20 protein-coding genes are annotated in these 21,610 nt (G+C 59.1%); 10 read left to right on the plus strand and 10 right to left on the minus strand.

The genetic code is table 11. The annotated features are described in order from the left end of the window. Positions 1-196: 196 nt before the first annotated feature. The gene (locus ACO07T_RS17850) at positions 197-838 is read right to left on the minus strand and encodes a LysE/ArgO family amino acid transporter (RefSeq protein ID WP_422050469.1); all 642 of its coding nucleotides are present in this window, start codon (positions 836-838) and stop codon (positions 197-199) included. Between the two features lie 88 nt (positions 839-926). Here ACO07T_RS17850 and ACO07T_RS17855 point away from each other — a divergent pair, with 88 nt between their 5' ends. Further along, on the plus strand, positions 927-1,844 hold the full coding sequence (locus tag ACO07T_RS17855; RefSeq protein ID WP_422050470.1) for a LysR family transcriptional regulator ArgP: 918 nt from the start codon (positions 927-929) through the stop codon (positions 1,842-1,844). Between the two features lie 189 nt (positions 1,845-2,033). Continuing rightward, complete coding sequence (locus ACO07T_RS17860; RefSeq protein ID WP_422050471.1) at positions 2,034-2,606, plus strand: superoxide dismutase family protein; 573 nt, start codon at positions 2,034-2,036, stop codon at positions 2,604-2,606. A 78-nt stretch (positions 2,607-2,684) separates the two neighbouring features. Here the strand turns inward: ACO07T_RS17860 and ACO07T_RS17865 are convergent, their stop codons facing one another. After that, a complete protein-coding gene (locus ACO07T_RS17865) occupies positions 2,685-3,425 on the minus strand; it encodes a YebC/PmpR family DNA-binding transcriptional regulator (RefSeq protein WP_209066062.1) in 741 nt (246 codons plus the stop codon). Between the two features lie 142 nt (positions 3,426-3,567). On the opposite strand from ACO07T_RS17865, the gene ACO07T_RS17870 reads away from it, so the two are divergent. Next, positions 3,568-5,340, plus strand: coding sequence for an SLC13 family permease (locus tag ACO07T_RS17870; protein ID WP_422050472.1), 1,773 nt, complete (start codon positions 3,568-3,570; stop codon positions 5,338-5,340). 326 nt (positions 5,341-5,666) lie between these two features. Here the strand turns inward: ACO07T_RS17870 and ACO07T_RS17875 are convergent, their stop codons facing one another. The 6 genes from ACO07T_RS17875 to ACO07T_RS17900 form a co-directional block, all read right to left on the minus strand. Next, complete coding sequence (locus tag ACO07T_RS17875) at positions 5,667-7,943, minus strand: NADP-dependent malic enzyme (protein WP_209066058.1); 2,277 nt, start codon at positions 7,941-7,943, stop codon at positions 5,667-5,669. A 28-nt stretch (positions 7,944-7,971) separates the two neighbouring features. Then, a complete protein-coding gene (locus tag ACO07T_RS17880) occupies positions 7,972-8,970 on the minus strand; it encodes a type I glyceraldehyde-3-phosphate dehydrogenase (protein WP_422050473.1) in 999 nt (332 codons plus the stop codon). A 144-nt stretch (positions 8,971-9,114) separates the two neighbouring features. Continuing rightward, positions 9,115-9,936 (minus strand): bifunctional allantoicase/(S)-ureidoglycine aminohydrolase, encoded by an 822-nt coding sequence (locus tag ACO07T_RS17885; protein ID WP_422050474.1) that lies wholly within the window; start codon positions 9,934-9,936, stop codon positions 9,115-9,117. Between the two features lie 138 nt (positions 9,937-10,074). After that, positions 10,075-10,734: an SOS response-associated peptidase gene (locus ACO07T_RS17890; RefSeq protein ID WP_422050475.1), complete on the minus strand. Its 660-nt coding sequence runs from the start codon at positions 10,732-10,734 to the stop codon at positions 10,075-10,077. Continuing rightward, positions 10,734-11,039 (minus strand): DUF1992 domain-containing protein, encoded by a 306-nt coding sequence (locus ACO07T_RS17895; RefSeq protein WP_422050476.1) that lies wholly within the window; start codon positions 11,037-11,039, stop codon positions 10,734-10,736. The genes ACO07T_RS17890 and ACO07T_RS17895 overlap by 1 nt, the downstream gene beginning before the upstream one ends. A gap of 67 nt (positions 11,040-11,106) precedes the next feature. Continuing rightward, the gene (locus tag ACO07T_RS17900; protein ID WP_422050477.1) at positions 11,107-12,669 is read right to left on the minus strand and encodes a bifunctional metallophosphatase/5'-nucleotidase; all 1,563 of its coding nucleotides are present in this window, start codon (positions 12,667-12,669) and stop codon (positions 11,107-11,109) included. A 123-nt stretch (positions 12,670-12,792) separates the two neighbouring features. Here ACO07T_RS17900 and ACO07T_RS17905 point away from each other — a divergent pair, with 123 nt between their 5' ends. Genes ACO07T_RS17905 through arsC form a run of 3 tightly spaced genes read left to right on the plus strand, consistent with a single transcriptional unit; the run spans position 12,793 to position 14,533 of the window. Continuing rightward, the gene (locus ACO07T_RS17905; RefSeq protein WP_422050478.1) at positions 12,793-13,134 is read left to right on the plus strand and encodes a DUF952 domain-containing protein; all 342 of its coding nucleotides are present in this window, start codon (positions 12,793-12,795) and stop codon (positions 13,132-13,134) included. Continuing rightward, positions 13,131-14,198: a quinone-dependent dihydroorotate dehydrogenase gene (locus tag ACO07T_RS17910; protein ID WP_422050479.1), complete on the plus strand. Its 1,068-nt coding sequence runs from the start codon at positions 13,131-13,133 to the stop codon at positions 14,196-14,198. Before ACO07T_RS17905 ends, ACO07T_RS17910 begins: the two co-directional genes overlap by 4 nt. After that, positions 14,195-14,533: an arsenate reductase (glutaredoxin) gene (arsC, locus tag ACO07T_RS17915; RefSeq protein ID WP_422050480.1), complete on the plus strand. Its 339-nt coding sequence runs from the start codon at positions 14,195-14,197 to the stop codon at positions 14,531-14,533. The genes ACO07T_RS17910 and arsC overlap by 4 nt, the downstream gene beginning before the upstream one ends. A 69-nt stretch (positions 14,534-14,602) precedes the next feature. Here the strand turns inward: arsC and ACO07T_RS17920 are convergent, their stop codons facing one another. Both ACO07T_RS17920 and ACO07T_RS17925 read right to left on the minus strand, forming a co-directional pair. Beyond that, positions 14,603-15,796, minus strand: coding sequence for a DegT/DnrJ/EryC1/StrS family aminotransferase (locus ACO07T_RS17920; RefSeq protein ID WP_422050481.1), 1,194 nt, complete (start codon positions 15,794-15,796; stop codon positions 14,603-14,605). Positions 15,797-15,854: 58 nt separating this feature from the next. After that, positions 15,855-16,529 (minus strand): HAD-IA family hydrolase, encoded by a 675-nt coding sequence (locus ACO07T_RS17925; protein ID WP_422050482.1) that lies wholly within the window; start codon positions 16,527-16,529, stop codon positions 15,855-15,857. Between the two features lie 134 nt (positions 16,530-16,663). On the opposite strand from ACO07T_RS17925, the gene glmU reads away from it, so the two are divergent. From glmU to moaA, 4 genes are all read left to right on the plus strand, one after another. After that, positions 16,664-18,019, plus strand: coding sequence for a bifunctional UDP-N-acetylglucosamine diphosphorylase/glucosamine-1-phosphate N-acetyltransferase GlmU (glmU, locus tag ACO07T_RS17930; protein ID WP_422050483.1), 1,356 nt, complete (start codon positions 16,664-16,666; stop codon positions 18,017-18,019). After that, a complete protein-coding gene (glmS, locus tag ACO07T_RS17935) occupies positions 18,019-19,842 on the plus strand; it encodes a glutamine--fructose-6-phosphate transaminase (isomerizing) (protein WP_422050484.1) in 1,824 nt (607 codons plus the stop codon). Before glmU ends, glmS begins: the two co-directional genes overlap by 1 nt. Next, positions 19,839-20,516 carry a DNA alkylation repair protein gene (locus ACO07T_RS17940; RefSeq protein ID WP_422050485.1) on the plus strand — a complete coding sequence of 226 codons (678 nt, stop codon included), beginning with the start codon at positions 19,839-19,841 and terminating at the stop codon, positions 20,514-20,516. The genes glmS and ACO07T_RS17940 overlap by 4 nt, the downstream gene beginning before the upstream one ends. Before the next feature lie 89 nt (positions 20,517-20,605). Beyond that, the gene (gene moaA, locus ACO07T_RS17945) at positions 20,606-21,610 is read left to right on the plus strand and encodes a GTP 3',8-cyclase MoaA (protein WP_422050486.1); all 1,005 of its coding nucleotides are present in this window, start codon (positions 20,606-20,608) and stop codon (positions 21,608-21,610) included.

The following is a 21,610-nucleotide window of genomic DNA, read 5'->3' on the forward strand; positions in this document are numbered from 1 at the left end:
CAACAGCTGCCACAAACCTAGCCGCAAACCGCCTCATGACAAACCGCGGCCCGCGCACAGTCTCTGTGCAGTCTCTGTGCAGTCTCTGTGCTGCGCCAGCACCTGCCACGCCCGCCCGCCTTCTCATTCCCCCAATATCCCGGGTGAAGCCCCAACCTGTTGGGGCGAGGGCAGCGCCCTCAAACACCGTCTGCCCCTACATGCCCCAGATCAGCTTGGCGGCAATCGCCCACATGGTCAGCCCCACCAGCACATCCAGCACCTGCCAGGCGCGCGGATTGGTGAACAAAGGCCGCAACAGCCGCGCCCCAAACCCCAGCGAGAAGAAAAACGCAAAGCTCGCCACCGCGGCTCCCAGCCCAAAGGCCCAGGTGGGGCTATATTGCGCCGAAATCCCCCCAAGCAGCACCACCGTGTCCAGATAGACATGCGGGTTGGCCCAGGTCAGCAGCAAACAGGTGGTGACCGCCGCCCCAAGGCTGCCCACGGTGCGGCCCTTCTCTTCAAGCGCGTCGCCGCCCTTCATGGCCGCGCGGAAATTCATCGCGCCGTAAACAAAGAGGAACGCCGCCCCCGCATAACGCACAAAATCAAGCGCGCTCGGATTGGCCGCAATCAGCACGCCAAATCCGGCCACACCCAGGGTGATCAGGATGGTGTCAGAGATCGCGCAGGTCAGCACCAAGGGCAGCACATATTCACCCCGCAGACCTTGGCGCAGCACAAAGGCATTCTGCGCCCCAATCGCCATGATCAGCGAAAATCCAAGCACAAACCCTGCCGCTGCGGGGCCCATAATGCCCGTCTCAATCCCCGTGCCAATGCCTGTCTCAACCATCTGCTGTCCTTCCTGAGCTTGCGGATTGACTAAAGCGCCCCCTAAAATTACTCAAATTAAAACATCTGCCACATCATTAGGAAAATTAATGCAACTCGACTACGCCCATCTCGCCGCCCTCGCCGCGATCCTGCGCACCGGCAGCTTTGAGGCTGCCGCTCAGGAGTTGGGCGTGACCCAATCCGCCATCTCCCAACGGCTGAAAACCTTGGAGGAGCGTGTCGGCATGCCATTGGTGCTGCGCGGCACCCCGTGTGAGGGCACCGAGACCGGCCGCCGTCTGGCCGCACATCTGGATCAGGTTGGCCTGCTTGAGGGCGCGCTCGCGCGGGATCTGGAAACGCTGTCGCCCCGCGTCGCCCGCCTGCGCATCGCCGTGACCGCCGACAGCCTCGCCACATGGTTTCTCAAAGCCGCCGCCGAGGTGCCCGACCTGCTGTTTGATCTGGTGGTGGATGATCAGGATTTCTCCGCAGACTGGCTGCGCCGTGGCGAGGTGGTGGCGGCCGTCACCGCCCATGAGGCGCCCATTGCGGGCTGTGACAGCACACCGCTTGGAGCCATGCGCTACGTCGCCTCAGCCAGCCCGACCTATATGGCGCGCCATTTCCCGTCTGGCGTCACGGCAGAGGCGATTGCCACCGCGCCCGTCCTGATCTTTGACGCCAAGGACCGGCTGCAACAGATCTGGATGGCCCGGAACCTCGGCGTCACCCCCACGCCACCCAGCCACCGCCTGCCCTCCTCCACCGGCTTTGTGGAGGCCAGCCTGTTGGGGCTTGGCTGGGGCATGAACCCGGAGCCTCTGATCCGCCCACATCTGCAAAGCGGCACTCTGGTGCCGCTGATCCCTGACACCACCTATGACACCCCGCTGTTCTGGCAATCCAGCCGCCTGCTCGCCCCCGCCCTTGAGGCGCTCAGCAAGGCGGTTCAGCGCGTGGCCAAGCAAACCCTGCCGCCCACATCCCCGTCCACATCGCCACCCACATCCCAGCCGCGCTGACCGCGCATAAAACCAATTTCAATAAAATTTGCATAAATTCCCCGTGCGCCGCGTTGATGTAGTGAGGCACAGCTTTTCCAGCGCCGTTCTCTTGTCGCCAGAAGGCCGCACAGACAGAGAGCGCCCGCGCGGTCTGCCCACCTCGCCCTGACAGTGTCACGCAGACAACCAAAGCGAAGGACTACCAAGATGCAGTTTTTGAAATCCCTCCTGTTTCCCGCCCTCCTGACCGCCACGTTCGCCCCCGCCGCGATCACGCCCGTCGCCACCAGCGCGTCGGCCGCCTCAGCCGAAGCCCCGCAGATCACCGCCACAGCAGAGACCACGCTGATCAACAACGCAGGCACCCCCATCGGCTCCGCCAGCTTCATGCAAGGCCCGCGCGGCATTCTGATCTCGCTGTCGGTCGAAGGCCTGCCACCGGGCAAACACGGCATGCATTTTCACGCGGTCGGAGAATGCGCCCCGCTTGACACTTTCAAAGGCGCCCATGGCCATATCATGCCCGGCAACCTGCCCCATGGCTTCTTCAACGCTGACGGCCCGCACGCAGGCAATCTGCCCAATCTGATCGTTGGCGCGGACGGCACCGCAGAAGTCGAGCTTTATACAAATCTTCTGATGCTTGATCAGAGCGCAGGCAAAGTGCTCGATGAGGACGGCTCTACATTGGTGATCCACGCAAATCCGGACAATCACTTTTCCCAACCCATCGGTGGCTCCGGCGGGCGCATCGCCTGCGGCGTCATCACCGCGCGCTGACCTCCTCCAAGCGCGCAAAACAAAAGGCCCGCAGCTCCCCGCCGCGGGCCTTTTTTTTAATCTCGGGGACGCAGCCGCTTACAGCTGTTCCATCACCTCGTCAGAGGCTTCAAAGTTTGCTGTTACACGCTGCACGTCGTCGTCATCTTCCAGCGCGTCAATCAGCTTCATCAGCTTCTGCATGCCTTCCAGATCCATCTCGGTGGTGGTGGTTGGCTTCCAGACAAGCTTGGTGCTGTCAGATTCGCCCAGCGCCGCTTCCAGCGCGTTGGAGACGTCGTTCAGATCGGTGTCTTCACACCAGATGATGTGGCCGTCTTCAGAGCTTTCCACATCCTCGGCACCCGCCTCAATGGCCGCTTCAAATACCGCGTCCGCATCGCCCACGGAAGCCGGGTAAGTCACCTCGCCCTTGCGGTCAAACATGAAGCCCACAGAGCCGGTCTCGCCCAGGTTGCCGCCATTCTTGGAGAAGGTCGAGCGCACGGTGGAGGCGGTCCGGTTGCGGTTGTCGGTCATCGCCTCAACAATCACCGCCACGCCATTGGGGCCATAGCCCTCATAGCGGATTTCTTCATAGTCATCCCCGTCACCGGCAACGGATTTCTTGATCGCGCGTTCGATCACATCCTTTGGCACGGACTGGCTCTTGGCTTCTTTCACCGCCAGACGCAGACGCGGGTTCTTCTCCGGGTCCGGGTCGCCCATCTTTGCGGCAACGGTGATCTCTTTGGAAAGTTTGGAAAACAGCTTGGAGCGCGCGGCGTCCTGACGCCCTTTGCGGTGCTGAATGTTTGCCCATTTACTATGGCCGGCCATGGTTCGCCTCCGGGTCTGTTATGGCAGATGTTCTATATCAGGGGTCTCTATACGTCAGAGCGGCCAAAATCCGCAAGCGGCTTGCGTTTCCTGCCCCCCTACGGTTGAGATGATCGCATCACTTTGACCACAGGCGCTTTTTATGACCACCGACCAGATCATCCTCTTTGCCCTCTTTGGCGGCGTGTTTGTCATGCTGCTCTGGGGGCGGTTTCGCTATGATCTGGTGGCGTTTACCGCCTTGCTGCTGGGTGTAGTGCTTGGCGTGGTCCCCACCAAAGAAGCTTTTTCCGGCTTTGGCCACCCGGCCACGCTGATTGTGGCGCTGGTGCTGATTGTCTCCGCAGGGCTTGTGCGCTCCGGCGCGGTGTTTCTGATCACCCGCACGCTGGTGGACAGCGCGCGCAAACTGGGCAGCCATATTGCCATCATCGGCGCGATCGGCGCGCTCTTGTCGGCCTTCATGAACAATGTCGCCGCGCTGGCCCTGCTGATGCCGGTGGATATCCAGACCGCGCGCAAGGCGGGCCGCAGCCCCGCAAAATCGCTCATGCCCCTGTCCTTCGCCACCATTCTTGGCGGCATGGCCACGCTCATCGGCACCCCGCCCAACATCATCATCGCCTCGATCCGCGAAGATGCGCTTGGCGCGCCGTTTAAGATGTTTGACTTCGCCCCTGTCGGCGGCCTCACCGCCATCGCAGGCCTGCTGTTTGTGGCCCTCATCGGCTGGCGCCTGATCCCTGATCGCGAGGACGCCGGCAAGAAGGTCTCAGACCTTGGCCAATATATCGCCGAACTCACGGTGCCCGCAGGCAGCAAGCTCATCGGCAAACGTCTCGCCGAGCTTGAGCCAAACGCGGAAGATGCCGATGTGCAACTCCTCGGCCTGATGCGCGGCGGCAAACGGATGTATGGCACCGCGCGCAACAATGTTCTGCGCGAAGGCGACGCGCTGGTGCTCGAAGCCAGCCCCGACGCGCTGGATGAATTTCGCGCAGCCCTCTCGCTGAACTTCTCAGATGAGAAACGCGAGGAGCATCTGAACGCCGCAGGCGAGGGTCTGGACATCATCGAAGTCGTGGTGCCCGAAACCGCCCGCATCGCAGGCAAGACCGCACAGGCGCTTGGCCTAGCCTGGCGCCAAGGCGCAGTGCTCATGGGCATCTCCCGCGAAGGCCGCCGCATCCGCAGCCAGATCCGCAAAACCGTGGTGCAGCCCGGCGACATCCTCCTGATCCTCGTCCACAAGGACCGCGGCCCGGATGTCACCGACTGGCTCGGCTGCCTGCCGCTCGCAGACCGCGGCCTTGTGGTGACTGCCAACAGCAAGATGTGGCTCGCCATCGGTCTCTTTGTCGGCGCGGTCACTGCTGCCTCACTCGGGCTGATCTACCTGCCCATCGCTTTGGGTCTGGTGGTGGTGGCCTATGTGCTCGCCAAGATCGTGCCGCTCTCCGAACTTTACGATCACGTCGAATGGCCCGTGGTCGTCCTGCTTGGCTCCATGATCCCGCTTGGCGCGGCGCTGGACAGCTCAGGCGGCACCGCCTTGATCGCCAACAGCCTTGTCAGGCTCACCGCCGGTCTGCCCGCTTGGGCCGTGCTCACGGTCTTGATGCTCGTGACCATGACGCTTTCTGATGTGCTCAACAACACCGCCACCACCATCGTCGCCGCCCCGGTCGGCATTCAGATGGCGCAGGCGTTGGGTGTCTCCGCTGATCCGTTCCTGATGGCGGTGGCCGTGGCGGCCTCTTCGGCCTTCCTCACGCCCATCGGCCACAAGAACAACACGCTGATCCTCGGCCCCGGCGGCTACAGCTTTGGCGACTATTGGCGCATGGGCCTGCCGCTTGAGATCTTGGTGGTCGCCGTGTCCATCCCCGCCATTCTGGTGTTCTGGCCGCTCTGAGCTGGGCCAGCGCACGACCGCGGGGGTGCGCTTCTACCGCGCCAATCTGTCCCTTTATGCCCGCCAAGGGCATCCAGTTTCATCAACCTGCCAATCCGCCAACCAAAAGCGCACGGCCTCGCGGGCGGTCGTGCGCTGGCCCGGCGGGCTGCGCCCTTGCTCCGGGCCATCAGGTTTAGCCGTTGCGCCCCGCACCGCACGTTGCCTTCACCTTTCACGCAGCCCGAAAATCGCACCTCCGCAATACCGACGGAATACCGACGCAAAACAGCCCCCGAAAACCATGGTTAACGGAGGCTGTTGCGTGCTGTGAAATATTTGGCTTGTTAGCCGTAGGTCGACACCGCTGTGCCCGCCAGCGCGGCGATGTTCAAAAGGCCCCGCACAGTGATAGACGGCGTCACGATATGCGCGCGGTTGCCCATCCCCATCAGGATCGGACCAACCTCAAGCCCATCCGCCACCGACTTCAGAATGTTGCGGGTCGCGCCCGCCGCATCGGTGTTGGAATAGACCAGCACATTGGCTTTGCCATTGAGCCGCCCACCGGGGAACAGACGCTCCCGCAGCTCCGGATCCAGCGCCGCATCGGTGTGCATTTCTCCTTCATATTCAAAGTCATGCTCGGTTTGATCCAGCACATCCAGTGCCCCGCGCATCACCCGACCGGAGTGGCTGTCAAGGTTGCCAAACTGGCTTCCCGAACACAGCGCAATCTTCGGGTCCACCCCAAAACGCCGCACGTGCCGCGCCGCCGCAATCACCGTCTCCGCAATCTGCTCAGAGGTCGGCTCGATGTGGATATGGGTATCTGCAAGGAACAGCGGCCCCTTGTCCAGAATGATCAGGGAAAGCGAGCCAATCGGGTGCAACTCATTGTTTTTCAACACATCTGTGACATAGCGAAGATGCCAGCGATACTCACCAAAGGTGCCGCAGATCATGCTGTCCGCATCCCCGCGCTCCACCGCAATGGCGGCAATCGCCGTGTTGTTGGTCCGCAGGATCGCCCGCGCACTGTCCGGGCTCACACCATTGCGCCGCAGCTTCTGGTGATAGGTGGTCCAATAGTCGCGATAACGCTCATCCTGCTCCGGGTTGATCAGTTCAAAATCAACCCCCGGCTTGATCTTTAATCCAGCCTTTTCAAGACGATGGCCAACAACCTCCGGACGTCCGATCAGCACAGGCGTGTCCACAGTGTCCTCCAGCATCGCCTGCGCCGTGCGCAGCACCCGCTCGTCTTCACCCTCGGCAAAGATAATCCGGCGGCGCGACATGCTGGCAGATTCATAGACCGGCCGCATGATCATCGAAGACCGGAACACCTGCGCCTGCAGCTTGTCCTCATAGGCGTAGAGATCCAGCTCCTTGGTCGCCACGCCGGATTCAATCGCTGCACGTGCCACAGCAACCGCAATGGTCGGCAGCAGACGTGGATCAAACGGCTTTGGAATCAGGTAGTTAGGACCAAATGTCAGCTCCTCGCCTTTGTAGGCCGCGCCCACTTCCGCGCTGGTGGTTTCCCGCGCCAGAGCCGCGATCGCCTCCACACAGGCGAGCTTCATCTCGTCGTTGATTTCAGTTGCACCCGCATCAAGCGCCCCTCGGAAGATGAAGGGGAAGCAGAGCACGTTGTTGACCTGGTTCGGGTAGTCCGACCGCCCCGTGGCGATCAACGCCCCTGGAGCCGCCTCACGCGCTTCCTCCGGCATGATCTCCGGTGTCGGGTTGGCCAGTGCAAAGATGATCGGATTGTCCGCCATCTGCTCGACCATCTCTTTGGTCAGAAGGCCGGGGCCTGAGACGCCAAGGAACAGATCCGCCCCTTCCATGGCCTCCATTGTGGTCCGCTTTTCAGTGGCTTGCGCGAATTCCGCCTTCTCCGGCGTCAGGTCATTACGCTGCTTGTGCACCACGCCTTTGCTGTCCAGCATCAGGATGTTTTCGTGCTGCACCCCCATGGTCATCAGCATCTTGAGACAGGCAATCCCCGCCGCCCCCGCGCCCAGCGCCACCACCTTGATGTCTTCGACCTTTTTCTTGGCCACAATCAAAGCGTTATAGGCTGCCGCGGCTGCCACAATCGCGGTGCCATGCTGGTCGTCGTGGAACACCGGAATGTTCATCCGCTCCTTGCAGAGACGCTCCACCAGAAAGCAATCCGGCGCCTTGATATCCTCAAGGTTCACCGCACCAAAGGTCGGCTCCAGACGGCACACCAGATCCGCCAGTTTCTCCGGATCAGGCTCATTCACCTCAATGTCAAAACAGTCGATCCCGGCGAATTTCTTGAACAGAACCGCCTTGCCTTCCATCACCGGCTTACTCGCCTGCGCCCCGATATTGCCAAGGCCAAGCACCGCCGTGCCGTTGGAAATCACCGCAACCAGATTGCCTTTTGCGGTGTAACGCGTTGCATCTGCGGGGTTTTTCTCAATCTCGATACAGGCTTCAGCCACGCCCGGGCTGTAGGCACGGCTCAGATCGCGACCGGTTGCCATCGGCTTGGTCGCGCGAATTTCCAGCTTACCGGGCTTTGGAAACTCATGATATTTCAGCGCGGCCTCGCGGGCGCGGTCATGATCTTTGGTATTTGTCATTTCTATCTCCCAAGTCCCCTCGCACGGCTCAACGCCGCCCCATCAATCGAGCCATATCCAACATGCGGTTGGAAAAGCCCCATTCGTTGTCATACCAGCCGAAGACGCGCAAAAGCCCGCCCACCGAAACGCTGGTTTCTCGCTCGCTCACAATCAGGGATTCCGGCCGCGCCCGCAGGTCTGTGGAGACCAACGGCTTGCGCGTCCACCCTAATATTCCTTTGTTTTCAGCCTCTTGGCGCAACAGTGTGTTCACCGCCTCAGCGGTCACTGCGCGCTCCGTCTGGATTGTCAGATCAATGGCTGACACGCTGGCAGTGGGCACACGGATCGCCCGCGCCTCAACCCGCCCTTTCAGATGCGGCAGCACCTTATCAATCATCCGCTGCGCCGAAGTGGTGGTCGGCACCATCGACAAAGCCGCCGCCCGGCTGCGCGCCAGATCGCCACGCGGCTTGTCCACGGTCGGCTGACTGCCCGTGTAGCAATGCACCGTGGTCATATGCCCCGAAATCAGCCCGTATTCCGCATCCAGCGCCCGCATCAGCGGCGCCAGAGCGTTTGTGGTGCAGGAGGCATTTGAGACAATCACCTGATCCTTGAGGTCCGCATCATTGGCGCCAAGCACCACAGTGACGTCAGCCTCATCAGACGGACCTGAAATCAGCACAGACCGCGCCCCCGCCGCCAATCCCCGCTCCGCAATCGCCCGCGTGCCCGCCATGCCTGTGCATTCCAGCACGACATCCACGGCACTGAGATCGAGCTTGCTGAGATCACTCTGCGCATGAAACGGAACGCGCTTTCCATCCACGATCAGCGCGCCATCAGCAGCCTCGACACTGCCGCGATACGTCCCAAAAACGCTATCATATTCAAAGAGATACGCGCAGGTCTCCAGCGGCTCGATGTCATTGATGCCAATGATCTCGATATCGGGATACCCACCTTCTGACAGGATGCGCAAAAGGGTCCGGCCGATGCGGCCAAACCCATTGATGAAAATACGGGTGCGATCTGCGGTCATCCTGCGATCCTGCGAGTCCTCTGGAACGCCAATTGATCCGGTTTGCCGGTCAATTGCCACCCCCAATTCTGCAGAAAAACGACCCAATTTAACCCGTTACCGCTACCACGCGTGGCTTTCTGCGATGCCGTCACGTCACGGCGATCAACGGAGCTTCATGTGCCGGTTGACGTCTTTGTAGAGCAGATAACGGAACTTGCCCGGGCCACCTGCGTAACAGGCCTGCGGGCAGAAGGCGCGCAGCCACATGTAGTCGCCTGCCTCAACCTCGACCCAATCCTGATTGAGCTTATAAACCGCTTTGCCTTCAAGCACATAGAGCCCATGCTCCATCACATGTGTCTCCAAGAAGGGGATCACGCCGCCCGGCTCAAAGGTCACGATATTGACGTGCATGTCATGGCGCATGTCGTCGGGGTCCACAAACCGCGTGGTGCCCCAGGCGCCATCGGTATCCGGCATATGCCGGATGGGTGTGTCCGCATCGCTGGTGACAAAAGCCTCCGGCGCATCAATCCCGTCAACCGCTTCATAAAGCTTGCGAATCCAGTGAAACTTCGCGTTTTGCTCTGAGCGATTGGTCAGGCGCCAGTCGCATCCAGCCGGAAGATAGGCGTAGCCGCCTACAGACAAAGTGTGATCTTTGCCTTCAATAGACAGAGACACCTCGCCTTCCACCACGAAGAGAACGCCCTGTGCGCCCGCCTCAAGCTCTGGCTTGTCGCTGCCGCCACCTGGTGCAACGTCCACGATATAGTGCGAAAACGTCTCGCTGAACCCGGACATCGGGCGCGCAATGACCCACACACGGGTATCGCGCCAGAACGGCAGGTTAGAGGTGACGATATCCGTCAGCGTGCCCTTGGGGATCACGGCAAAACTCTCGGTAAACATCGCCCGATCCGTCAGCAACTGTGTCTGAGGCGGCAACCCGCCTTGCGGTGCGAAATACGGTGTTTTGGTCATGAAAACCCTCCAGAAAAGTCTTGGTCCATCATTGCCAAACTCTCCGCTCAGGCCAATGCAGAAGGCGGGTTTTATGAGCTGAAGGAGTGTTGCGCTTTTCTTGAAAATACCCCGACGCTTTGTGCCCGAAGTTGAAGATCACTCAAAGGGTTCGATCAGCTCTGGCCCTGATGCCCGGTTTGAGTTCACCGCGCGATCCACCTGATGAAAGGACAAGAGATCCTCACCTGCTGCTTTCATCAAAGTCGCGGCACCGTGCCCCTTTTCCCCAAGCCACAGGCCCCAATCCTCCTCATCAATCACCACAGGCATGCGATGATGGATCTGGGACATGGTCTCATTGGCAGATGTGGTGACAACCGCACAGGTCGCGATGCGCTCACCTTCAACGCCCCACTCCTGCCACACACCCGCCAGCGCCAAGGTCTCTGAACCATGGATGTACCAAGGCCAGCGAGTGCCCTCAGAATCCTTGGTCCATTCATAAAACCCCGTCACCGGGATCAAACAGCGCCGCTCCCGACAAGCCCTTCGAAAGGCGGGCTTTTCTGCAATGGTTTCGGCCCGCGCGTTGATCAGCAAGGGACCATCATTCGGGGCTTTATACCAGCTGGGCAGAAAGCCCCACCGCATGGAGACCAGCTTGCGCCCCGCATCAGCCCCTCCCAAAACCACATGAATTTGCGTGGTTGGGCAGACATTGTAATTTGGCACCTGCGGCAGGTTGTTGGCCGGGGAGGCCGCGAACATCTGCGCCATGGCGTCATTTGGCAGGGTGACCGCCACACGTCCACACATCAGCGATGGGCCTTTCGCGCCATCTCGATCCGCGCTTCCATCATGGACATGTCCTTCATGATGTCGCGCCGCTTGGTGCGGTCGCCCGTTTCGCGCAACTCTTCCCGCAGCTTCGCCAGCTCACGGGACAAGGACACAAACTCAGGCACACCACCGCTTTCTCTCACCAGCCGGTTGAGCAGCGCGTTTTCGGGATCTTCTTCCTTCGGCAAAGGCTTTCCCGCGCCTGCCAGATTGTCAAATTCTCCCGCCTCCTCAGCCTCGCGAATTTTCTGATTGATCAGATCGATCAGCGGATGATCCATAACGCCCTCAACGCAAAACCCCCGCCAGTTTCCCGGCGGGGGTCAGAAACGTCAAGCAATCAGGTGCTTACTTTTTGCTGATACGGCCATCCAGAGCCGCCGCACCCGCGCCATTCTTGGCCAGATACTCTGCGGTCACATCCGCCAAGTCCGGGCCATAATCATAGGCGTTTTCAGCGTCGCGGAACATTTTGTAGCCATCGCCGCCGTTGCGCACGTAGTTGTTGGACACAACGCCATACACCTTGGCGAGGTCAATCGGCGCGCCACCAACCATCACGTCGCTGATGCGGCTGCCTGCGTCTGCTGCGGCATCAAAGCTGAAGGTCATACCCGCAACCTGCGGGAAGCGGCCTGCACCGTCTTCGATTTGGCTCACACCGTTTTCCAGCGCCGCGACAATGGTTTCACCGGTCACTTGGAAGGTGGACAGGGTATTCTGGAATGGCAGCACCGTGAGCACCTCACCCATGGTCACTTCACCCGCGTCGATAGAAGCCCGCAAACCACCACCGTTTTGGATCGCGATTTCAACACCTTGATCTTTCACACGATCCAGCATCGCGCCTGCAACGAGGTTGCCCATGGCGCACTCGCCTGCCCGGCAGGATCCACGGTCGCCATCAATCGCCGCGTCGGTCGAAGCAACAACACGCGATTTCATCTCTTCAATCGGGCCAGCCAGCTCTGCCACACGCGCCACGATGTCCTGATCCTCCGCCACAGAGGCGTCGAGCAGAATGGTGTCGCCAGTTGCCGCGGTCACGTTGCCTGCATCATCAAAGGTCAGGGTGAGGTGGCCAACATATTTGGAATAGGCATAAGCCTGTACCACTGGCACGTTGCCAACCATGGTTGGATAGGCCATCGCGCCTTCTTCGGTGTTGGAGAACTTGGTGTGGGAGTGACCACCCACAACAGCATCCACGCCAGACACCGCGCCTGCGATCTCCATATCTTTGTTCACTCCCACGTGGTTCAGCGCGATGATCTTGGTCACGCCCTCCGCGGCCAGCGCATCCACATCCGCCTGCAGAGCTTCAATCTCATCCTGGAAGATCACCGCTTCGCCAGGGCTTGAGGTTTCAGCCGTGTCCGTGGCCAGCGCGGAAATGATGGCAACCTTTTCGCCGCCAACTTCCAGCACCACATGGTTGGTCACTTTGCCCGCAAGAACATCGGATTGGGAGACATCAAGGTTGCCGGAAATCACCGGGAAAGACACGCCTTCGACCAATTTGAGCAGACCTTCCGGACCATCATCAAACTCGTGGTTGCCCACGGCCATGGCGTCAAAACCGATCTTCTCCATCATCTCGATTTCCACGTCACCTTTATAGGTCGTGTACATCAGAGAGCCTTGATACTGGTCGCCAGCGTCCAGAACCACAAGGTTCTGACCAGCCAATTCCTCGCGCAATTCGGCAATCTTGGTCGCCACACGCGCATAGCCGCCAAAGCATTTGCCCTCTGCATTGTCCTCTGCCTTGCAGGTCGAGTCATACTTGTTGATCGGCTCGATACGGCTGTGCAGATCGTTGATATGTACAATATGCAAAGTATAGTCCGCGGCTGCCATACCAGCGGTTACGGCGAGCGCTGCGGCCCCTGTCATCAAACGCGCAATCATGGAGAATCCCTTCTCGTTTTTATCATTCTGTCAATATCGTGCCGCTTAAATGACGCGCATGTCAAAGGTTTAACAAAAGCTGTACAGCTTGACCTTGCGCCCCGCCCGTTGCATGAGCAAGCCATGCTTATTTTCAAGATTTTTCGGGCCGAGGAATGGGCCACTCTGCGCGCCGAGGGCCAAACGGCAGGCGCACCCGTGGATATTGCAGATGGCTTTGTCCATTTCTCGACAGCGGAACAGGCTGCGGAAACCGCCGCCAAACACTTCGCTGGAGAGGAAAACCTGTTTCTGCTCGCGGTAGAGGCTGACACCCTTGGGGAGGATCTGAAGTGGGAGGCCTCGCGCGGTGGTGCCCTCTTCCCGCATCTCTACCGGGCTTTCGCGCTCTCAGATGTCCTCTGGGCACAGCCCTTGCCACTCGTCGATGGTAAGCACCAGTTTCCGTCAGGATTGAGCCAATGAGCGGTAGTAGACTTCTTGAAACGCTGGGCATGAAAGCCCTGCGCAGCATTGATCCGGAAACCTCCCATGGTCTGGCGATCCGCGCCATTCAAATGGGCCTCGCCAATGCGCCCGGGCAAATCACCTCACCCCGCCTGCGCACCACCGTCGCGGGCCTTGATCTGCCCAATCCCGTTGGTCTTGCCGCCGGATTTGACAAAAATGCCACCGCGCTTTCTGGCCTCGCCAAATCGGGGTTTGGTTTTGTCGAGGTCGGCGCAGCGACGCCACGGCCACAGCCAGGAAATCCCAAACCACGTTTGTTTCGCCTGACCGAAGATCAGGCCGCCATCAACCGCTTTGGCTTTAACAACGACGGTATGGAGGCCATCGGCGCGCGTTTGGCAGAAAGACCGAAAGATGCCGTGATCGGCCTCAACCTCGGAGCCAACAAAGACAGCGAAAACCGCGCAGAAGACTTTGCCCGCGTGCTGGCACATTGTGGCGCACATCTGGACTTCGCTACGGTCAATGTCAGTTCACCCAACACCGAAAAGCTGCGTGATTTGCAGGGCAAAGCCGCACTTTCCGCTCTTCTGAGCGGTGTCATGCAGACCCGCGACACCCTGAGCCGCAAAATCCCGGTTTTCCTGAAAATTGCACCTGATCTCACCGATGCCGAGCTTGGCGAAATCGCTGAGGTGGCTCAGGAAACCGGCGTGGACGCGGTCATCACGACCAACACAACGCTCGACCGTGATGGCCTGGCAAGCGCTCACAAGGGCGAAGCTGGCGGCCTCTCAGGCGCGCCACTCTTTGAGAAGTCGACACGTGTTCTGGCGCGTTTGTCCGCGTTGACGGACGGCGCTCTGCCACTCATCGGCGTGGGTGGAATTGGATCTGCAGAACAGGCCTATGCCAAGATCTGCGCAGGCGCCTCTGCGGTGCAACTTTACACAGCGCTTGTCTACGGCGGGTTTTCACTTGCAGAGACCATCGTGCGTGAATTGGACAGCTTGCTGGAGCGCGACGGTTTTGCAAATGTCGCAGATGCCGTTGGAAGCAAACGAAAGGACTGGCTGTGATCACCATTTGGCACAACCCGCGCTGCTCTAAATCACGCCAAACTCTGGCCCTTGTTGAAGAAAAAGGCGACGTCACAGTGCGCCGCTATCTCGAAGACGCGCCCAGCGCGGAAGAGATTGCTGAAGTTCAGAAACTCTTGGGCCTCAAAGCCATTGAGATGATGCGCACCAAGGAGAAGCGCTTTGCGGAACTTGGCTTGAGCAAGTCTGAAGATGACGGCGTTTTGCGCGCGGCTATGGCGGAAAACCCGATCCTGATAGAACGCCCGATTGTGCTTAAGGACGGCAAAGCAGCCATCGGACGGCCTCCGGAAGCGGTTCTGGAAATCCTCTAAGCTGCTGCGATAGCTGCGTTAAAGCACTTTGAGAGCGCGGGAACTGTCCTCGCGCTCAAGCGGCCCCAATCAGCCAGATTGAAACACTGCGCCGACTTCTGCCTTGATGATCCGCGCAATCAATGCGCAATCCTCAAGAGAAAACGTCAGCGGGATACGCATATCCACAATGCCCTTCAGGATCCGGTCAGATTTCGGCATCGGCACGCTCGGGGCATAGCGCCAACTGTCGTAACGGGATGTGAAAGCCACTGGCTCGGCACCGCCAAACCACTTCAACTCCACACCGCGCGCACCACAGCGTTTCAGCACTTCGTTGATCTTCTCAACCGACCAATCTAGCAGCAGAAACTGGATCGAACTGCCCACGTAGCCTTCGCCTTCAGGCCGCTCCACAACGGTCAGCCCGGGCGTATCGCGCAGCCCATCCAAGATCACATCGTGCCGCGCATTCCAGGCCGCGACGCTGTCAGAAAGCTTGCGCAGTTGCGGGCGCAGGATGGCGGCGCGCAGGTGATCCATACGGCCAGACACATTTGGCGTGTCATACTTCACGCTTTCAAAGACCTCGGCCTCGGGCACGGCTCCATTGCGCCCATAGAGCATGTAGCTGCCGGACAAGATGGTCGCCCGCGCCATGAGCTCCGCATCATCACTAATCAGAAAGCCGCCCTCGCCCGAATTCATATGCTTGTAGGTCTGCGTGGAATAACACGCCATCGCCCCAAACCGGCCAGATGGGATGCCGCGCCAGTCGCCACCCATTGTGTGGGCGCAATCTTCAATCACCCGAATGCCGTGTTGGGCGCAAATCGCCATCAGCGCATCCATATCGCAGATATGCCCCCGCATATGCGACAGCATCAGAACATCTGCCTGATCGGCCTTGGCTTCCAGATCTTGCAGATCAATCACCAAGCCTTCGGTCACGCCCACAAACACCGGCACAGCCCCCACGCTCGCGATCGCACCGGGAACCGGAGCCAGCGTGAAGGCATTCGTCAGCACTTTGTCCCCAGCGCCAACGCCCATTGCCCGCAAGGCGCAGCCCATCGCATAGCCGCCCGAGGCCACCGCGAGACAGTATTTCGCGCCCACGCTCTGTGCAAATTCCCGTTCCAACGAAGAGACTTCGCCCACCTCCCCTTCGGTCAGGTTGTAGCGATGCAGACGCCCAGTACGCATAACTTCTACGGCGGCGGCAATCGCCTCCTCAGAGATGGGTTCCTGCTGGGTGAAATTGCCGGTAAAAACTTCGCTCATTGGGGCCTCAATGAATTAGCGCTGCATAAGCATTACGAGAGATCGGATGCCGCCGCAATCAACTGACGGGATCTGCCAGCAGAGTATCCACCACCTGCGGCAATGAAGCGTAGTCATGCAGCAGCGCCTCGGGGTCGAGCGCGGCCATATCCTCTCCACTGGGCCCGAAGGTCACCAATACGCTCGGAACACCCGCTGCCTTGGCTGTATTGCGGTCTGTATCGCTGTCGCCAACCAGGAGCGTTTTTGCCGGATCGCCTCCCAAGCGGCGCGCGGTTTCGATCAAAGGTGCGGGGTCAGGTTTGCGAACAGGCAATGTATCCGCTCCGACCAAGGCCCCAAAGGCCTCGCGCACGCCCAGCGCGTTCAAGAGCTGCTGGGCCAGCGCTTCTGGCTTATTGGTGCAAATGCCCACGCCATAGCCAAGCGTTTTCAACTGCTCCACAGCATCCATCGCACCCTCATAGAGCACGGTGTGCTCGGCAATCGCGCCGCCGTAAGCCTCAAGCAGAATTGGATAATAGCGATCTATCATCGCCTCATTCATCGCGCCCATGCGCGTGAGACCTTCTGTGAGCATCCGCCGCCCACCGCGCAAAGCAACGCCTGCATCCCGCTCAGCGCTTAAAACGTCACCATACCCCATGTCCCGAAAACAATGGTTGGCCGCTGCAATCAGATCCCCACTTGTGTCCGCCAGAGTTCCATCCAGATCAAAAACCACTGTTTTCATCCGCTTATCCCTTAAAATGCGCGAGTTCCCGCCCACGGCTGTTACAAGGCGCAACCTGAATTGAAGCTTGTCGGCCTTGCACCCTTCCTGCACTCCGATAAAACGGGCACGACCGAAATACAAAGAGAAAACAAATGAGCATAGCCCTCATCATCCTTGCCGCGGGCAAAGGCACACGGATGAATTCGGACCTGCCCAAGGTGCTGCACCCGATTGCGAACGCCCCGATGCTGATCCATGCGATGCAGGCGGGCCAAGCTTTGTCTCCGGAGAAAACACTGGTTGTGGCAGGCCATGGTGCCGAGCTTGTGGCCAAAGAAGTTTCTGATTTTGATCCTGACGCCGCAGTGGTTTTGCAGGAAGAGCAAAACGGCACAGCCCACGCAGTGGATATGTGCCGAGAGGTGCTCGCCGATTTTGATGGTGATGTGATTGTCCTCTTTGGAGACACCCCGTTTGTGCGCGCCGAAACCCTTGAGAAAATGGTCGCAGCAAAAGAGCAGCACGCGGTCGTGGTGCTTGGTTTTGACGCCGCAGATCCCGGAAAATACGGCCGCCTGATTATGAACGGCGATCAGCTTGAACGGATTGTCGAGTTTTCAGATGCTTCAGCGGATGAGCGGGCGGTCACCTTCTGCAATTCAGGCGTGATGCTGGTTGAGAGCAAAACGCTCTTTGATCTGATCAGCGCTATTTCGTCAGACAACGCGCAGGGTGAGTATTACCTCACTGACGTCGTGGGGCTGGCGCGCGAAAAAGGGCTGAACGTCACGGCTGTGTCCTGTGACGAGGCAGAGACACTGGGCATCAACTCCCGCGCGCACCTTGCCGAAGCCGAGGGCATTTTTCAGAAAAATGCCCGCGCCGAGCTGCTGGACCTTGGTGTCACTTTGCAACAGCCCGAGACCGTCATGCTGTCCTTTGACACTGTGATTGGCAGGGACACCGTGATTGAGCCCAACGTCTATTTCGGCCCCCATGTGACGGTGGAAAGCGGCACGCGCATCCGGGCGTTTTCTCACCTTGAGGGCTGCCATGTTTCCCGCGGTGCAACTGTCGGCCCCTACGCGCGCCTGCGCCCCGGAGCTGAGCTGTCTGAAAACGTGCACATTGGTAACTTTGTGGAAATCAAAAACGCCGAAGTTGGCGAAGGCACCAAGGTCAATCATCTGTCGTACATCGGCGACGCCACGCTGGGGAGCGGGACCAATATCGGCGCCGGCACAATCACCTGCAACTACGATGGGGTGATGAAACACCGCACCACCATCGGGAACCGCGTATTTATCGGCTCCAACACGATGCTGGTTGCGCCGGTCACTGTTGGTGATGAGGCGATGACGGGATCGGGGTCAGTGATCACAAAGAACGTTCCCGCCACGGATTTGGCCCTGTCGCGCGCCGACCAGGTCAACAAACCTGGCGTAGCGCGAAAATTGTTCGATTTATTAAAGAAAAAGAAACAAAAACAAATTTCGGAGACCAAATAATGTGTGGAATTGTTGGTGTCCTCGGAAACCACGAGGCAGCGCCCATCCTTGTTGAAGCGCTGAAACGGCTCGAATATCGCGGCTATGACAGCGCGGGCATTGCGACCGTCAATGACGGCACACTGGAACGCCGCCGCGCCGTGGGAAAGCTGGTAAATCTTTCCGATTTGCTGGTCCACGAGCCCCTCAGAGGCAAAGCCGGTATCGGCCACACCCGTTGGGCGACTCACGGTGCGCCTTCTGTCACCAACGCGCACCCGCACCGCGCTGGTCCTGTGGCCGTGGTCCACAATGGCATCATCGAAAACTTCCGCGAGTTGCGTGAAGAGTTGGCTGAAGACGGGTTTTCCTTCGTCACGGAGACCGACACCGAAACCGTCGCGCTTTTGACGCAAAGCTACATCAACTCTGGCATGCAGCCCGTTGATGCCGCACTCAAAACACTGTCACGTCTGGATGGTGCCTTTGCCCTCGCCTTTCTGTTTGAGGGGCAAGACGACCTGATCGTTGCGGCACGCAAAGGATCCCCTTTGGCCATTGGATACGGCAAGGGGGAGATGTATGTCGGTTCTGACGCAATTGCCCTTGCGCCACTAACCGATCAGATCACGTACCTTGAAGAAGGCGATAGCGCGGTCCTGACCCGAACATCTTTGGTGATCCGCGATGAGGCTGGCGAAATCGTTGAGCGTGAGCGCAAAACCATCAATGTTGACCAGGCTCAGGTCGACAAGGGTTTGCACAAACACTTCATGGCCAAGGAGATCGCAGAGCAGCCAACCGTACTTGGCCAAGCCATCGATCACTATTTGTCCAAAGACGGCAAGGCCGTTTCTCTCCCTGACGCTGGCCTGGACTTCACCAAAATTGACCGTTTGACCATGGTCGCCTGTGGCACGGCCTACTACGCCTGCCTGACTGCAAAGTACTGGTTTGAGCAGGTCGCAGGCATACCAGTCGAAGTCGATGTAGCCTCCGAATTCCGCTATCGCGAGCCTCCTGTCGCCGAGGGCACAGTTGCTTTGTTTGTGTCCCAGTCAGGCGAGACCGCAGACACGCTTGCTGCGCTGCGCTACTGCAACGGCAAAGCGGAGCAGATTGTGTCGGTTGTGAATGTCCCAGAGAGTTCGATTGCGCGGGAAAGCGATCTTGTGCTCCCTATTCTGGCCGGTGCCGAGATTGGCGTGGCCTCCACCAAGGCCTTCACTTGCCAATTGACCGTGCTTCTGATGCTTGCGCTGAAGGCAGCCCATGATCGGGATAAGCTGAGCGACGCCCAGCTGGCAGAGAATTTGACCGATCTGCGCGGCGTACCGGGCTTGATCAATCAGGCGCTTGGCGGTGAGGCACAGGTCGCTGCAGTGGCGCGCAAACTGGCGGAAGCACGTGACATTCTGTTCCTGGGTCGAGGCCGGATGTTCCCGCTCGCGCTGGAAGGCGCCCTCAAACTCAAGGAAATCAGCTACATCCACGCAGAAGCCTATGCCTCCGGCGAGCTGAAACATGGCCCAATCGCATTGATCGACAAACAAGTCCCCGTGGTGGTGCTCGCCCCACATGACGAGCTGTTTGATAAGTCGATCTCCAACATGCAGGAAGTCATGGCGCGTGCTGGAAAGGTGCTGCTGATCTCAGACTCCACTGGCATGAAAGAAGGCGCCGAGGGGGTTTGGGAAACACTGCAGATGCCGCAGGTTTCGCCTGTCTTGTCTCCCATTCTCTACGCGATCCCCGCGCAACTTCTCGCCTACCACACCGCGGTTGCAAAAGGCACTGACGTCGATCAGCCACGCAACCTCGCAAAATCTGTGACTGTGGAATGACACTCGAAGACGCCCTTGAACAACTGCACGCCCTTGTTGAGCCTGGGCGTGCTGACGGCATGAAAACCTACCACAAGCAGACACGGGACGTGCTGGGCATCTCAAACCCGGCTCTCAATGATCTTGCCAAAACCTGGCGACAGACGCTCTCGGTTGAAACCCGGGTGGCGTTGGCGCAGGCCCTTTGGGAAACCGATATTTTTGAGGCGCGTATCGTGGCTTCCAAAATGCTGACTCAAGCACGCCTGCGCCCTGATGAGGGTGCTTGGGCGCTCATATGCAGCTGGGTCGCGGATTTCGACAGTTGGGCCATTGCTGATCATGCCTGCATGGCAGGTCAACGCCGCCTCATCGCCGATCCATCACGCTTAGATGCCGTCGAAAGCTGGACCAAATCAGAGCATATGTGGACCCGGCGCGCGGCTTTGGTGATCACGCTGCCGTGGACCAAACAGAACAACCCAAAACCGGCTGAACTTGAGGCTCGGGACCGTATTTTGGGGTGGGCTGCGGAGTATGTCTCTGATGAAGAGTGGTTCATCCAGAAAGCCGTGGCTTGGTGGCTGCGCGACCTGTCAAAACACGATGAACCGCGTGTGCGTGCATTTCTGGAAAACCATGGCGAAAAAATGAAGCCATTTGCCAGAAAAGAAGCCAGCAAACACCTTGGCTGATTGGGCGCGCGCCAAAGTCGTATAGAAAATACATCTCTACAACTTTCGCCGCCCTTGCCCTGCCCGCGCCGCGTGACTACGTTCTCCCCATGACAGCTCCTTTGATTGATCCGTTCCACCGCGCCGTAAACTACCTGCGTGTGTCCGTGACCGACCGTTGCGATTTTCGCTGCGTCTATTGCATGGCGGAAAACATGACTTTTCTGCCGAAGAAAGAACTTCTGACGCTCGAAGAGCTTGATCGGATGTGCTCGACCTTCATTCGGCTGGGTGTTGAAAAGCTGCGGATTACCGGTGGCGAGCCACTGGTGCGTCGCGACATCATGACCTTCTTTAAAGGCATGAAGCGCCATCTGGACAGCGGGGCGCTCAAAGAATTGACGCTGACAACCAATGGCTCACAGCTCGAGCGCTTTGCCGAAGAGCTTTATGCCTGTGGCGTGCGTCGCGTGAATGTCTCTCTCGACACGATTGACGAGAACAAGTTCGCCGACATCACCCGCTGGGGCCGCCTGCAACAAGTGTTGCGTGGTCTGGACGCCGCACAAGATGCGGGCCTGCGCATCAAGATCAATGCCGTGGCACTCAAAGGCTTCAATGAGGATGAACTGTTCACGCTCGCAGAGTGGTGCGCCTCGCGCGACATGGACATGACCTGGATCGAAGTGATGCCTATGGGAGATCTGGGCAATGAAGATCGCCTTGATCAGTACTGGTCCCTCAAAGATCTGCGGGCGCGACTAGCCGAGCGCTATACGCTGACAGATCTGCCTGAGCGTACCGGCGGCCCTGCCCGCTATGTGCGACTGGAAGAGACCGGACAAAAAATCGGTTTCATCACGCCCATGACCCACAATTTCTGCGAAAGCTGCAATCGTGTGCGCCTGACCTGCACTGGACAGCTTTTCATGTGTCTGGGCCAAGAGGATATGGCTGACCTGCGTGCTCCGTTGCGTGGCAGTGAAAGCGATGCGGCCCTGGAAGATGCCATTCGTGCCGCAATTGCGCTCAAGCCAAAGGGGCATGACTTTGACTATTCCCGCCAACAGGTGGATGGTCAGATGTCACGCCATATGAGCCACACAGGCGGCTGA

This window comes from Shimia sp. (assembly GCF_965227725.1).
Taxonomy (GTDB): domain Bacteria; phylum Pseudomonadota; class Alphaproteobacteria; order Rhodobacterales; family Rhodobacteraceae; genus Shimia.

Coding starts and splice junctions, on each gene's coding strand:
- ACO07T_RS17850 (WP_422050469.1), bottom strand. CDS start 838: ATGGTTGAGACAGGCATTGGCACGGGGATTGAGACGGGCATTATGGGC.
- ACO07T_RS17855 (WP_422050470.1), top strand. CDS start 927: ATGCAACTCGACTACGCCCATCTCGCCGCCCTCGCCGCGATCCTGCGC.
- ACO07T_RS17860 (WP_422050471.1), top strand. CDS start 2,034: ATGCAGTTTTTGAAATCCCTCCTGTTTCCCGCCCTCCTGACCGCCACG.
- ACO07T_RS17865 (WP_209066062.1), bottom strand. CDS start 3,425: ATGGCCGGCCATAGTAAATGGGCAAACATTCAGCACCGCAAAGGGCGT.
- ACO07T_RS17870 (WP_422050472.1), top strand. CDS start 3,568: ATGACCACCGACCAGATCATCCTCTTTGCCCTCTTTGGCGGCGTGTTT.
- ACO07T_RS17875 (WP_209066058.1), bottom strand. CDS start 7,943: ATGACAAATACCAAAGATCATGACCGCGCCCGCGAGGCCGCGCTGAAA.
- ACO07T_RS17880 (WP_422050473.1), bottom strand. CDS start 8,970: ATGACCGCAGATCGCACCCGTATTTTCATCAATGGGTTTGGCCGCATC.
- ACO07T_RS17885 (WP_422050474.1), bottom strand. CDS start 9,936: ATGACCAAAACACCGTATTTCGCACCGCAAGGCGGGTTGCCGCCTCAG.
- ACO07T_RS17890 (WP_422050475.1), bottom strand. CDS start 10,734: ATGTGTGGACGTGTGGCGGTCACCCTGCCAAATGACGCCATGGCGCAG.
- ACO07T_RS17895 (WP_422050476.1), bottom strand. CDS start 11,039: ATGGATCATCCGCTGATCGATCTGATCAATCAGAAAATTCGCGAGGCT.
- ACO07T_RS17900 (WP_422050477.1), bottom strand. CDS start 12,669: ATGATTGCGCGTTTGATGACAGGGGCCGCAGCGCTCGCCGTAACCGCT.
- ACO07T_RS17905 (WP_422050478.1), top strand. CDS start 12,793: ATGCTTATTTTCAAGATTTTTCGGGCCGAGGAATGGGCCACTCTGCGC.
- ACO07T_RS17910 (WP_422050479.1), top strand. CDS start 13,131: ATGAGCGGTAGTAGACTTCTTGAAACGCTGGGCATGAAAGCCCTGCGC.
- ACO07T_RS17920 (WP_422050481.1), bottom strand. CDS start 15,796: ATGAGCGAAGTTTTTACCGGCAATTTCACCCAGCAGGAACCCATCTCT.
- ACO07T_RS17925 (WP_422050482.1), bottom strand. CDS start 16,529: ATGAAAACAGTGGTTTTTGATCTGGATGGAACTCTGGCGGACACAAGT.
- glmU (WP_422050483.1), top strand. CDS start 16,664: ATGAGCATAGCCCTCATCATCCTTGCCGCGGGCAAAGGCACACGGATG.
- glmS (WP_422050484.1), top strand. CDS start 18,019: ATGTGTGGAATTGTTGGTGTCCTCGGAAACCACGAGGCAGCGCCCATC.
- ACO07T_RS17940 (WP_422050485.1), top strand. CDS start 19,839: ATGACACTCGAAGACGCCCTTGAACAACTGCACGCCCTTGTTGAGCCT.
- moaA (WP_422050486.1), top strand. CDS start 20,606: ATGACAGCTCCTTTGATTGATCCGTTCCACCGCGCCGTAAACTACCTG.